This is a genomic window from Alteromonas sp. ABH2_165, assembly GCF_056159945.1.
Genome location: NZ_JBSWWF010000006.1, coordinates 1 through 12,683, shown reverse-complemented (window position 1 = coordinate 12,683; position 12,683 = coordinate 1). Strand labels below are relative to the sequence as shown.

Here is a 12,683-nt window from a genome sequence, read left to right as displayed (position 1 = left end):
AAATAACCGCTGGCGTACACCCAATTCTGTAACCATTATACAACCTGACAATGCGAATTCGAGCTTGATTTTTGTGCTCCGCATCGCCAATTACAAAAAAATTAAACGCTTGTTTGAATTTTTGTTGAAATTTTTCGTGGCATTGTCACAATCAGGCCACCCTAACAGTTAGTCTAAGACATCCGATGAGACGATTTGTTGCACAATCGGTTGTTAAAACACTGACACCCTCGCTAAAGCCGAAGGAGACGAGAATGATATACGAAGGCAAAAGTCTGACGGTTTCCCTGTCAGATGACGGAATTGCTGAACTGGTATTTGATGCCCCGGGATCAGTAAATAAGTTTGATCGCCAAACCGTGGCAGAGCTCGACGAAGCCACTGTAGCCATGGCCTCACACGGCGGTATTAAAGCTGCAGTAGTGCGCAGCGGCAAATCCGCATTCATCGTGGGTGCCGATATCACCGAATTCACCGCCATGTTTGAACAGCCCGAAGAAGAAGTACTCGGTTGGGTTGCTAACACCTCTCAGGTATTCGATCGCTTTGAAGATCTCCCCTTCCCAACCATCGCTGCGGTTAATGGTTTCGCCCTGGGCGGCGGCTGCGAGATGGCGTTAGCCTGTGATTTCCGTGTGGTTGATACCACCGCATCTATTGGTTTACCAGAAGTGAAACTCGGCCTGATGCCAGGCTTTGGCGGCACCGTTAGACTGCCCCGCTTGATTGGCTCAGACAATGCGCTGGAATGGATGACCACCGGCAAAGATCGAAAAGGCCCACAAGCATTAAACGAAGGCGCGGTTGATGCGGTAGTTGCCCCAGAAAAATTACTCGACGCTGCGGTATCAATAGTGGCTGACGCCGCTACTGGCAAACTCGATTGGCAGTCACGTCGTGCTTCGAAAAAAGCGCCTCTGCAATTAAACCAGAACGAAGCCATGATGAGCTTCTCTACTGCACAAGCTTTCGTTGCAGCCAAAGCGGGTAAACACTACCCAGCACCACACATGATGGTAGAAACCGTGAAAAACGCAGCTGGTCTCGACCGCGACGGTGCACTGAAACTAGAGAACGAAGGCTTTGTTAAACTGGCGAAAACCGATGCGGCCAAAGCGCAAATCGGCATTTTCTTGGCCGACCAGCTGGTGAAAGGCAAAGGCAAGAAAATGGCCAAAGCCGCCACCAAAGAAGTGAAGCAAAACGCGGTTCTGGGCGCCGGTATTATGGGTGGCGGTATTGCTTACCAAAGCGCCTCAAAAGGCGTACCTGTGGTAATGAAAGATATCAATACCGCAGCACTGGACTTAGGTTTAAGTGAAGCAGCAAAAATTCTCAACAAAGGCATGGAGCTTGGCAAGGTAGACGCGAAGAAAATGGCTGCCACGCTGAATGCTATTACGCCGTCACTTGAGTACAGCGCGATTAAAGATGCCGACGTTATTATTGAAGCCGTTGTCGAAAACCCAAAAGTGAAAGGTATTGTGCTGAAGGAAACAGAAGAAGTGGTGGCAGACGATGCCATTATTTGTTCGAACACCTCAACAATCTCTATCAATCAATTGGCTAAAAACCTCAGTAAACCAGAACGTTTCTGCGGTATGCACTTCTTTAACCCCGTACACCGCATGCCACTGGTAGAAATTATCCGTGGCGAGAATACCACCGAAGACACCATCAATGCCGTGGTTGCCACCACATTGAAAATGGGTAAAACCCCGATTGTCGTAAACGACTGTCCGGGATTCCTGGTAAACCGTGTACTGTTCCCCTACTTTGCTGGTTTCAGCAAGCTGGTTCTCGATGGTGCCGACTTCGTTGCCGTAGACAAAGTAATGGAGAAAGACTTTGGTTGGCCAATGGGCCCGGCGTACCTGCTTGATGTTGTAGGTATGGATACCGCCGATCATGCGGCCAGCGTAATGGCCGAAGGCATTCCAGAGCGCATGGCAAAAGTTGATAACGACCCCGTTACACTGCTTTATGAAGCATCGCGTTTAGGCCAGAAAAACAAGAAAGGCTTTTACAACTTCGGCACCGATAAGCGCGGTCGTCCAAGCAAAGAAGCGGCTGACGAGGCCTACGCACTCATCAAGCCACACAGCGCTGACGGTCAATCTTTCGATAAAGAAGAAATTATCGCTCGTTTGATGATCCCAATGGCCAATGAAGCGATTCGCTGCTTGGAAGAAGGCATTGTTGCCAGTGCGGCAGAAGCCGATATGGCGCTGCTGTATGGCTTGGGCTTCCCACCGTTCCGCGGCGGTATTTTCCGTTACATCGAAACCATGGGACTGGACAAGTTCGTGGCGCTTGCCGACAAGTACGCCCACCTTGGTCCTATTTACCAGATCACCGACGGCGTGCGCCAGATGGCCGCTGACGGCAAATCGTATTTCGCGTAACGACCCAGGGAGAAGAATATGAAAGATGTAGTAATCGTAGATGCAGTCCGCACACCTATGGGTCGTTCCAAAGGTGGCGTATTCAGGAATGTACGTGCAGAGTCTTTGTCTGCACACCTTATGACTGCGCTTGTTAAGCGTAATCCCAACTTAGACCCAGCCGAAGTTGAAGACATCATTTGGGGTTGTGTTCAGCAAACCAAAGAACAAGGCTTCAATATTGCCCGGAATGCGCAGTTACTCACCGATTTACCCCGCTCTACCGCGGCGGTAACGGTAAACCGTCTTTGTGGTTCGTCGATGCAGGCTTTGCACGATGCCACCAGCGGTATTATGAGTGGTCGCGGTGATGTATACATGATTGGTGGCGTGGAACACATGGGCCACGTACCGATGACTTACAACCTGGACTTCCACCCTGCGTTGGCAAAATACACGGCGAAAGCCTCTGGCAATATGGGTATGACAGCCGAATTGCTGGGTCGCCAAAATGGCATTAGCCGTGAAATGCAGGATGCCTTTGCCGCCCGTTCGCATCAGTTAGCGCACAAAGCCCACGTTGAAGGCCGCTGGGCCAACGAAATTGTTGCTACCGAAGGTCACGATGCCGACGGCGTGCTTAAGTTAATTGATTACGATGAAGTAATTCGCCCGGAAACCACCGTTGAAACGTTATCGGGCCTACGCCCGGTGTTCGATCCGGTAAACGGTTCTGTTACTGCCGGTACCGCTTCGGCTATTTCAGATGGTGCATCCGCCATGCTGTTAATGTCGGCAGATAAAGCCAAAGCCCTTGGTCTCACACCACGAGCAAAAATTCGTGCAATGGCCGTTGCAGGTTGCGACGCTGCTATCATGGGTTATGGCCCCGTGCCAGCCACGAAAAAAGCACTGCAACGCGCCGGCCTTAGCATGGATGACATCGAAATTGCCGAGTTCAACGAAGCCTTTGCCGCACAAGCCTTGTCTTGTATTAAGCAGCTAGGCTGGCTGGAAAGCTACGACGATAAGGTAAACCTGAACGGCGGCGCCATTGCACTCGGTCACCCGCTGGGTTGCTCTGGTTCTCGTATCAGCACCACCCTGTTAAACCTAATGGAATCTAACGACAAAACACTGGGGCTTGCCACCATGTGTATTGGCTTAGGTCAGGGCATTGCCACCGTGTTCGAGCGCGTTTAATCGCAATCAACGTACTTTTCAAAAGGGCCTGCGGGCCCTTTTTTGTTGTTTGTATTACAAGATTAAATTTGAAAGCGGGCTTATCACACCACTCGCGCCCTGCTGAAGAATATGCGTGTAAATTTGTGTGGTACGTACATCGGCGTGTCCTAACTGGTCTTGCACAGTGCGGATATCTGCGCCTGACTGCAGCAAATGGGTAGCAAAAGAATGGCGTAATGTGTGTGGTGTGACATGCTTCAAAATTTTGGCTTCAGTAGCCCCTTTCGCAACTGCGCGTTGTACCTGCTTTTCATCAACATGATGTCGTCTGAGCACGTTGCTTTCTGGATCGATGCTTAACTTATGAGAAGGGAACAAATACTGCCATTCCAGCGTTCTGTTTCTGTCATGATACTTTTTTCTCAACCCTTCGGGAATCCATGCACCGTCAAATTCAGGCACCTGTAAGTCTCTTGCCAGCATGGTTTCAGCTTTCTGAATTTGATTTTGTAAAAGCGGTAGCAACGATTCAGAGAGTGTGGCAACTCGGTGTTTTCCACCTTTTCCAAACCATATTCGTACACATTTATAATGAAAGTCGATATCACCAACCCGCAACCGAACGCATTCCATTAACCGAAGTCCGCTTCCGTACAACATGGCTGCAGAAAGATAATGCCTATCATCTATTCGAGATAAGAGTGCTTTAACCTCTGATTGTGTCAGCACAACCGGTAATTTACGCTCTTTACCACTGCCGACGAAGTTCATCTTTTCTGGAAGTGGTTGCTCAAGATATTTATTAAACAAGAACACCAGCGCATTTAATGCGGTAGCTTGCGTAGACTGGGACGCCCCCCTTCGCACAGACAGGTGCGTAAGAAAAGCTTCAACATGAGTGACATCCATGCTGTTCGGGTGAAGAAATTTGTGAAAGCGCAAGAAGTCGGTGATCCAGTATAAATAAGTTTTGATGCTTCGCTTTGCATAACGCTTGAGCATCATAAAGTCATAAAGACCTTGGAGAAATGCTGATTGCATATAGCCTCACTACCTTAAAAAGAAACCAGACTAATTTGGTAATGGACGTTGAGTAACTGTACTGAGGTTGAGATTCTCATTCCGCAATGTAAATTGAAATACAATACATTCTGTCGTATTTGTGCCTACTGCTGAAAAACGACAACGCATAGGCGCTTGACTCGAAGGGCGTTTTCACTCAGTGTTTATTGTTTAGATAGAAAGGTTTAGATAGAAAGATATCCCACACTGGTTTGTTGAATCCTGACAGTTTGGGGTTGAGTAAATTGTTATGTGTCGGGGATAAGAATTAGCTTTGAAATGTAATAAATGCGACAGTTTGATTCGCCCCGTAGAAATCCCCGTGCCGGGCAATCATTCAAGGTTCAAATGTCCAGTTTGTGGTAATAATGTTTCTGGCAACAGGCGCGGAGGCTTAATCGTATTACTTGCCATTGTCGTCGTTTGCTGGGTCGTCGCATTCAGTTATTATCACTTAAAAAACTAACTTGATCCGAGCGACGATTATATTAAATCAAGGTTGTTTTAGGCTTAGCCACATAACAATCAAATTAAGTCACTCGCTCCGCTCGCTGGGACACAAACATGGCGGCAGTGTCACTTCGTTCCGATTATAGCCGCCACGTTTGTGCCCCTTATTTGGGTGTTAGGTGTCAGGGATGAAAACGGTACTACTGTCATTTATTGTTATTGTGTTAGCTGGGTGCACATCAGTCGCCAAACCAACTATTCACCTCCACTCAGATGGAGTTAGCGAAGCAACGTTAACTAACCTAAGAATCAAATTGGAAAAAAGTGGATATACCGTAGTAAATGGCAATCAAGACTTCTCTCATTTCTTATTCACGCCACTCATAGTTGTTCCAAAAAAATCAAGTTTCAATACACCAGAGCTTCAGCAGCAAATAACCAGCACTTTAGGCTCTATCCCAATTGTAAAACGTGGTAACTTTAAAAATCATAAATATTCGGGCGACCACATTGGCGTGTATCTTCGAGGAGACAATGCCACCTAACAAAAAAATAAAGTCGCTCGCGGGCTCGCTGGGACACAAACATGGCGGCTGTGTCACTCCGTTCCGATTATAGCCGCCATGTTTGTGCCCCTTATTTAGGTGTTATGCTCTTTATAGAAAAGGAAAAATCGCATGATTTCAATTGAGTTTTTAATCACTTCACTTGTCGTGGTACTTATTCCTGGTACAGGTGTGCTTTATACTGTTGCGACAGGATTGTTTGTGAGTAAACGTGCCAGTCTCTTTGCCGCATTAGGTTGTACGTTCGGTATTGTTCCCTCATTACTTGCTAGCACATTTGGTCTAGCGGCAATCTTCCATGCTAGTGTCCTCGTCTTTCAAGTCGTTAAATATCTTGGCGCTATCTATTTGTTGTATCTGGCTTGGGTTATGTGGAAGTCGTCTTCTCCTTTAGCTATCAGCAAAAGCAATGACGAAGCATCTGCGTTTTCTATTGCAATTAAAGGCTTTTTAATCAATATACTTAATCCCAAGTTATCTATTTTCTTCTTGGCATTTTTGCCTCAATTTATTGAGCCTTCTGCTCAACAGCCACTTATTAGTATGTTATTGCTTGGTGGCATGTTCATGCTTATGACATTCGCTGTTTTCGTTGTGTATGGCGTTTTAGCTAACAGCTTTAGCCAATTTATTGTTGGCTCAGAAAAGTTAAGTTTAGCTATTCAAAAGTTCTTTGCGGGCAGTTTCGCTGCGCTGGGGGTAAAGTTGGCGTTAAGTGAACGGGCATAACAAACACATTAAGGCGCTTCGCTGGGACAGTAACACGTGGGCTCTGTCGCTTCGCTCGGATTTTAGCCCACGCGTTACTGCCCCTTATGTGGGTGTTATGCCCTTTATAGAAAAGGAAAAATCGCATGATTTCAATTGAGTTTTTAATCACTTCACTTGTCGTGGTACTTATTCCTGGTACAGGTGTGCTTTATACTGTTGCGACAGGATTGTTTGTGAGTAAACGTGCCAGTCTCTTTGCCGCATTAGGTTGTACGTTCGGTATTGTTCCCTCATTACTTGCTAGCACATTTGGTCTAGCGGCAATCTTCCATGCTAGTGTCCTCGTCTTTCAAGTCGTTAAATATCTTGGCGCTATCTATTTGTTGTATCTGGCTTGGGTTATGTGGAAGTCGTCTTCCCCTTTAGCTATCAGCAAAAGCAATGACGAAGCATCTGCGTTTTCTATTGCAATTAAAGGCTTTTTAATCAATATACTTAATCCCAAGTTATCTATTTTCTTTTTGGCATTTTTACCTCAATTTATTGAGCCTTCTGCTCAACAGCCACTTATTAGTATGTTATTGCTTGGTGGCATGTTCATGCTTATGACATTCGCTGTTTTCGTTGTGTATGGCGTTTTAGCTAACAGCTTTAGCCAATTTATTGTTGGCTCAGAAAAGTTAAGTTTAGCTATTCAAAAGTTCTTTGCGGGCAGTTTCGCTGCGCTGGGGGTAAAGTTGGCGTTAAGTGAACGGGCATAACAAACGCATTAACTCGTTCCCTGCGGTCACTGGGACAAAAACGTGGCGCGGCTTCGCTATTCTCGCACCACGCTTTTGCCCGTTATGCGGGTGTTATGTGCTAAAAAGGTAGAGAATGGAATCTCAGGTAAAAAATAAGCTTATATTTCGCCCTTTTTTAATTGGAATTGTCGGCGCTGTTTTTGGTCTATTTTTCGCGTTCTTACTCGAATATTTATTCACCAATATGCTCCAATCGGTATCAAATACTGATCAACAGTCCCACTTCCCAACGGTAATCTTTATCGCTTTACCTTTTGTATTCTCATTACCTGCGATTAAAGCTTTAGCAAAAAATGCCTTAACTCTTAAAAGTTGGAAACAGGGAGTCGCACCAAGTTGTCCAGAATGCCAGTTTCCAATGGTTGAACGGGTTGCTAAAAAAGGTCGGTTTGTTGGCCAAAGCTTTTGGGGGTGTTATCGTTACCCAAAATGTTCGGGCAAAATCCACATTGGTTAAGCACGCACATAACAAACAAATTAAGTCACTCGCTCCGCTCGCTGGGACGCTAACACGTGGGCTGACTCGCTTCGCTCGGGATTTTAGCCCACGTGTTTCCGCCCCTTATTTGGGTGTTATATTGCTAGAGATATCACGTGTCGTGCTGCTGTCGGGTGAATTTCGTAACCGACAACAAGGCAAATCAGGGAGATTGTAGGAGCACTTAGACAAGGAGAAGTAAATGATAGTTAAACGGTTACGAGAAAAACGAAATTGGTCACAAGAGCAACTCGCCAATATGAGTGGATTGAGTACTCGAACCATTCAACGTATTGAGAGTGGAAATAAAGCCAGTCTCGAATCACTGAAAGCCCTTGCCTCTGTGTTTGAAATAGATATTTCTAAACTACAAGAGGAAATTATTGTGATAGATAAAACATCAGCTGAATGGAAGAAAGAGCCCTTGCTATTTAAGTTTGCTTTTTGGGGGTGGCGCGGTAGGAAACAGATCTTAATACTCGAATTAATGGTTATATCACTTGGGGTATTAACATGGCTCATTAAACCCGATATTGTTGCAACTCCCGCATTCTTTCTCCTAGCCTATATTATTTCTAATATGAAGCATTATATCGATACGAAGAAATACTGGTGACGGCAATATAACAAACCAAGTAAGCGGGACAATTACACGCAGGCTCCCGTCACTTCGTTCCGTATTTTAGCCTGCGTGAAATTGCCCCTTCTTGGGGTGTTATGCCTTAGGTAAATGAACAAATTCAATCTTATTTTTAGAATCTTATTTTTGGTTTCCTTAGGTATTCTTTCTATAAAGATGATGTATTCGGACTCCATAGACGAGCCGTTAACGTCCGTGGTGTCCACGCCAATAGAATACGCAGAATGCCCTAGTGGTAAATACGCTCATCCATTCTTCAGAGTTGAAGGCAGTGAGACAAAATTTCATGTTATCAAGGAATTTACGTATCGAACCGGATGTGCCGATAATCAGGAAGGCGTTTTGCTCGGCAAGACGGTCTCTTTTGACTATTTCAAAGATTCACCAACAACTGGCAAAGTAGTAGAGATATCGTTAGGAAGCGACAAAATCTACACCCAAAACGAGTTCATAGGTAAAACAACTTCATCAGGAGTCATACTTTTTATCGCTGTTCTTGCATTCGGTGTCTGGTGCTTCTATTCGGTAAAAAGGCATAACAAACCGCTGTAGTCGCTCGCAGGCTCGCTGGGACACAAACACGTGGGCTGTGTCGCTTCGCTCTGATTTTAGCCCACGTGTTTGTGCCCCTAAGCGGGGTGTTAGGTACCCAATGATAAAACTCTGTATGCATCTAAAAGAAGCGAAACTAACAATATGTTTAGTTTTATTTTGTGTCTTTCTTTGTGTCTGGCCAAACCTTCTTGAAAAAGCAAATCATAACTATATCTGGCCGATATTTTTTATATTTGCCGTCATTATAATAATGTTACCTGTTATGGCTATCGCAACTAAAATTGAACGTGCGGTTTCATCAATCGACAAAATTGAAAAGCTATTGGTCATTTATTTTGAAACAATTATGGCTTTTGGTTGTACATACTTTTTATTTGGCTTTCTTGGGGATACTAACACCCACTTTAATTATTCAGAAAGTTTTGATGTTACAAAAACAGGGTTCCTTTTTCTATTGGAGCAACTTTTTAACTTTATTTATTTTAGCACCATAACTATTTCAACAATTGGTTATGGAGATATATATCCAGTATCAATCTATACTAAGATTTTGGTTATGCTGGAATATTTTATTGGTATGTATATTCTTTTGTTTGGTATTGGGCGGCTTGTGGCTACTTGGGTACCTAACAAACAAATTAACAAGGACTAAAAATTTTGGCTCCGCTCGTGCCTCGCTATTTTAGCCAAAAAAATTTTTAGCCTGTTATTTGGGTGTTATGTAGCTATGATGTTCCAAGCTAAATAAAAAAGGATTTTTTAATGAAACTTTACCCTTATCAAATGATACAAACTGTAAATTTACCAACTCTTTTATTCGCAGCGAGAGCTCTTGGTATTTTTTCTTATATATCTTCTCTTCTTACTGCTCTCCTATGGGGCGCCGCTTTTGTTGTCGGCCCCAATATCAGAGCAACTTATTTATTTTTTAGCTTAGGTACATTGTCCGCCACTATTGGCTTTCTAGTTCTTAGCGGATTATGTGCAGCTGTTGTTTCGTGCGAACAAAAGTACACTCAAGGATAGAGCGCAACATAACAATCAAATTAAGTCACTCGCTCCGCTCGCTGGGACACAAACATGGATATTATAGTTTACATTTTAATTTTTATTGCTGGCGGCTTTAGTGGTTACTTGGCAAGCTATTTTAAGCAAAAAGGAATTAACAGAGCTCTTAAGGAAGATAATAAGGAGCTAGAAAACCAGAAAAGGGAAATAGAAAATTATTGGGCTGTACAAATAGAAGAGCTCAAAAAATCGCACAACTTGGACATCGAAAAAAGAAAGTATCAGTATGAAGATCGCAGAAAAGTCTACTCCAAGTTTTGTTCAGAATTAGACGCTTACCAAAGTCAGGGGCAAACGGTGTTAAAAGAAAAATCAGCCCCTATGATAAAGAAGTTTTTTGCTGCAATAGAGAATTCTAAAAATGAAGAAGAGGTGAAGTTTTCTTTTTCAGAATACTTTGAAGATATGCTTTTGCTTTGCAATGATATCTCAGCATCTTTTGTAGAAATCAAAAACCAAACTAATCACTTAAGGCTAGTTACTTCTCCAGAAACAGATGCGCTACTAGATGCTCTAGTTGAAAATATGAAATCAATCACAGATTCAAGTAACGAATTCATTAAGTATCTTGCTACCCCTGATGGAATGTTGGATAAAGAAGGACAAGCATCCCTTACTAACTCATTAGTAGTCTTAGGAGATGAAAATACTGCAATAAGAAGCGCGCTAATCAAGCAAATGAAAGCTGAACTCAACACGATTTAGTAGCTAACAAGCCAAGTAAGCGGGACAATAACACGTGGGCTCCCGTCACTTCGTTCGGTATTACAGCCCACGTGTAATTGCCCCTTCTTGGGGTGTTATGTGACTTGAGACAGGCATCACATGGAAAGTCTTTATTTTTTTGCATTTGCTTTAATAGGCCTCGTCATTTCTATGCTGCCATGTTGGGCTGTGCTTTCATTTCCAAACTATTGGCTTAAAAACTTTTCTCATATTCCTGCAAAGCGGCTTTCATTTGTCTATTTACTTTGTTCGTTCGCGGTCGCGTATTTATCCAATTTAGAACTCGAAGGCGGCATAATAACAGCATTCATATTTAGCTCAGCTTTCTGCTTTGCCCTTGCACTAATGTCTATAGTATTGTTTTATTTCCATAATGTGTTTGTAAAAACAAGCAAGAAGGCGTAAGTCACATAACAATCACATTAAGTCGCTTCGCTGGGACAGTAACACGTGGGCTCTGTCGCTTCGCTCGGATTTTAGCCCACGTGTTTGTGCCCCTAAGCGGGGTGTTATGTGTCATCAAGGAAGACGAAAAATGAGTTTAGATGAATTCAAATCGATATTAATTATATTAGAGCAACACCATCCTAAAGGGGTGGGGATATTTTCTTTGTCAAAAAAGACGAATATTGACGCGAATCGCTTACCTAAATTTCTTCAAGGACATGATGAATATTTTGTTTCGTTACCAGAGTCACAAACCTATGGTCTAAATAGATTTGGTCAGTTTAAAGGAATAACGGAATCAATGATTAATCATTATCAAGATGAACTAAAGTCTAGCTATAAGTACCATTCAGGTCACTATTTTTTAGTCTTCGCGGCTGTATTTGTTTGTTTTGTAGCGGTTATTTCAAATGCCACATAACAAACCGCTGTAGTCGGTCGCAAGCTCCCTGGGACAATAATACGTGGGCTCAGTCGCTTCGCTCCAATTTTAGCCCACGTATTATTGCCCCTAAGCGGGGTGTTATGCGCCAAAGCGTACAGGATTTACATCCATACTTTTATGAAGGATTCTTATGATCAGAATTTCCTGACTGCCCGTTTGTTTGTAGAAAATAACATGGCTACCTTGAGGAAATTTTCTGTATCCATCTCTTATTTCGTCGCAGCTTTTACCAATATCAGGATTCTCAGACAACATCCAAAATGAATCGTCGAATTGTTTAAGATATACATTACGCTGTTCTCGGCCCCATTTCCGTTGCGTAAACAATGCAATATCTTTTAGATCTGAGTTTGCTAGTACGGTTAACTTAAACGGTTTCACTCTTTTAATTCACCATCCAGTTCTGATATCAGATGCTCAAGGTCGTATTCAGCTTCGCCGCTTTCTTCACCTGCTACAAGTAATTGACGCAGAGTGTTTAATTTGGTTTCCTGTGTTTCTAACAAGCGAAGAGCTGAACGAATCACCTCGCTTGCTGAACCATACCGACCAGTTTGAATTTGGCTAGCAATAAAGCCATCAAAATGGTCTCCAAGGGTAATGCTGGTGTTTTTAGCCATCTGGTTTCTCCAAGTACCAATATATACCTAATTATGGTACTTGCGCGTTGTAAGTCAATAGCGCATAACAATCACATTAAGCCGCTCGCAGGCTCGCTGGGACAGTAACACGTGGGCTCTGTCGCTTCGCTCGGATTTTAGCCCACGCGTTACTGCCCCTTATGTGGGTGTTATACATTTTTGCAGCATAAGAGGACTGAATGAAAATTTTAATTATTAGTTTCGGGATTCTTGCTATGGCAAAGCTGTCTCTTACGGTATTTCTTGGAGCTGCTAGCCTTGCGTGGACAGGCAACCTGCTTGAAAACATGGTGCAGATTTTATTTCCCATGTGTCTTTATACCAGTTTAAGTGTAGCTGCTTTGGTCGGACTAGAACGAAGACGAACGTGGGGCTTTTGGGTGTCAGCTCTAGATCTACTCATACTGAGCGTAATGTTTATGCAGTCGGTGAGCGGAATGTTGGCGTTGCTTCCCATCGCGTATGCATTTTATTTGCTTTTCATTGAGTATGGGAACGTTGTTTCACCTACAACAGGCAACG

16 protein-coding genes are annotated in these 12,683 nt (G+C 43.6%); 13 read left to right on the top strand and 3 right to left on the bottom strand.

Annotated elements, in window-relative coordinates:
- Window positions 1–254 precede the first annotated feature (254 nt).
- Both fadB and fadA read left to right on the top strand, forming a co-directional pair.
- On the top strand, window positions 255–2,405 hold the full coding sequence (gene fadB, locus ACXAFQ_RS12470; protein WP_474822545.1) for a fatty acid oxidation complex subunit alpha FadB: 2,151 nt from the start codon (window positions 255–257) through the stop codon (window positions 2,403–2,405).
- 18 nt (window positions 2,406–2,423) lie between these two features.
- The gene (fadA, locus tag ACXAFQ_RS12465) at window positions 2,424–3,587 is read left to right on the top strand and encodes an acetyl-CoA C-acyltransferase FadA (protein ID WP_474822540.1); all 1,164 of its coding nucleotides are present in this window, start codon (window positions 2,424–2,426) and stop codon (window positions 3,585–3,587) included.
- A gap of 54 nt (window positions 3,588–3,641) precedes the next feature.
- Here the strand turns inward: fadA and ACXAFQ_RS12460 are convergent, their stop codons facing one another.
- Window positions 3,642–4,610 carry an integron integrase gene (locus ACXAFQ_RS12460; RefSeq protein ID WP_474822538.1) on the bottom strand — a complete coding sequence of 323 codons (969 nt, stop codon included), beginning with the start codon at window positions 4,608–4,610 and terminating at the stop codon, window positions 3,642–3,644.
- Between the two features lie 659 nt (window positions 4,611–5,269).
- Between ACXAFQ_RS12460 and ACXAFQ_RS12455 the strand changes: the two genes are divergently transcribed.
- The 10 genes from ACXAFQ_RS12455 to ACXAFQ_RS12410 all read left to right on the top strand — a co-directional run bounded on the left by ACXAFQ_RS12455 (window position 5,270) and on the right by ACXAFQ_RS12410 (window position 11,496).
- Window positions 5,270–5,626, top strand: coding sequence for a hypothetical protein (locus ACXAFQ_RS12455; protein ID WP_474822535.1), 357 nt, complete (start codon window positions 5,270–5,272; stop codon window positions 5,624–5,626).
- A gap of 132 nt (window positions 5,627–5,758) precedes the next feature.
- A complete protein-coding gene (locus tag ACXAFQ_RS12450; protein ID WP_474822531.1) occupies window positions 5,759–6,376 on the top strand; it encodes a LysE family translocator in 618 nt (205 codons plus the stop codon).
- Window positions 6,377–6,501: 125 nt separating this feature from the next.
- Window positions 6,502–7,119 (top strand): LysE family translocator, encoded by a 618-nt coding sequence (locus ACXAFQ_RS12445; RefSeq protein WP_474822531.1) that lies wholly within the window; start codon window positions 6,502–6,504, stop codon window positions 7,117–7,119.
- Between the two features lie 115 nt (window positions 7,120–7,234).
- A complete protein-coding gene (locus tag ACXAFQ_RS12440; protein WP_474822528.1) occupies window positions 7,235–7,618 on the top strand; it encodes a hypothetical protein in 384 nt (127 codons plus the stop codon).
- A 223-nt stretch (window positions 7,619–7,841) separates the two neighbouring features.
- A complete protein-coding gene (locus ACXAFQ_RS12435) occupies window positions 7,842–8,255 on the top strand; it encodes a helix-turn-helix domain-containing protein (RefSeq protein ID WP_474822524.1) in 414 nt (137 codons plus the stop codon).
- 114 nt (window positions 8,256–8,369) lie between these two features.
- A complete protein-coding gene (locus tag ACXAFQ_RS12430; protein WP_474822520.1) occupies window positions 8,370–8,831 on the top strand; it encodes a hypothetical protein in 462 nt (153 codons plus the stop codon).
- A gap of 37 nt (window positions 8,832–8,868) precedes the next feature.
- Complete coding sequence (locus ACXAFQ_RS12425) at window positions 8,869–9,486, top strand: potassium channel family protein (protein WP_474822516.1); 618 nt, start codon at window positions 8,869–8,871, stop codon at window positions 9,484–9,486.
- Between the two features lie 110 nt (window positions 9,487–9,596).
- The gene (locus tag ACXAFQ_RS12420; RefSeq protein ID WP_474822514.1) at window positions 9,597–9,860 is read left to right on the top strand and encodes a hypothetical protein; all 264 of its coding nucleotides are present in this window, start codon (window positions 9,597–9,599) and stop codon (window positions 9,858–9,860) included.
- Between the two features lie 54 nt (window positions 9,861–9,914).
- Window positions 9,915–10,607 carry a Z-ring associated ZapG family protein gene (locus tag ACXAFQ_RS12415; RefSeq protein ID WP_474822510.1) on the top strand — a complete coding sequence of 231 codons (693 nt, stop codon included), beginning with the start codon at window positions 9,915–9,917 and terminating at the stop codon, window positions 10,605–10,607.
- Window positions 10,608–11,163: 556 nt separating this feature from the next.
- Entirely contained in the window at window positions 11,164–11,496 is a 333-nt protein-coding gene (locus ACXAFQ_RS12410) for a hypothetical protein (protein WP_474822506.1), read from the top strand.
- A 102-nt stretch (window positions 11,497–11,598) separates the two neighbouring features.
- Here ACXAFQ_RS12410 and ACXAFQ_RS12405 read toward each other — a convergent pair whose 3' ends face one another.
- Both ACXAFQ_RS12405 and ACXAFQ_RS12400 read right to left on the bottom strand, forming a co-directional pair.
- Window positions 11,599–11,901 (bottom strand): type II toxin-antitoxin system RelE/ParE family toxin, encoded by a 303-nt coding sequence (locus ACXAFQ_RS12405; RefSeq protein WP_014978219.1) that lies wholly within the window; start codon window positions 11,899–11,901, stop codon window positions 11,599–11,601.
- Window positions 11,898–12,140: a type II toxin-antitoxin system ParD family antitoxin gene (locus ACXAFQ_RS12400; protein ID WP_014978218.1), complete on the bottom strand. Its 243-nt coding sequence runs from the start codon at window positions 12,138–12,140 to the stop codon at window positions 11,898–11,900. Before ACXAFQ_RS12400 ends, ACXAFQ_RS12405 begins: the two co-directional genes overlap by 4 nt.
- A 200-nt stretch (window positions 12,141–12,340) precedes the next feature.
- Between ACXAFQ_RS12400 and ACXAFQ_RS12395 the strand changes: the two genes are divergently transcribed.
- On the top strand, window positions 12,341–12,683 hold a 343-nt coding region (locus ACXAFQ_RS12395), incomplete at its 3' end, for a hypothetical protein (RefSeq protein WP_474822503.1).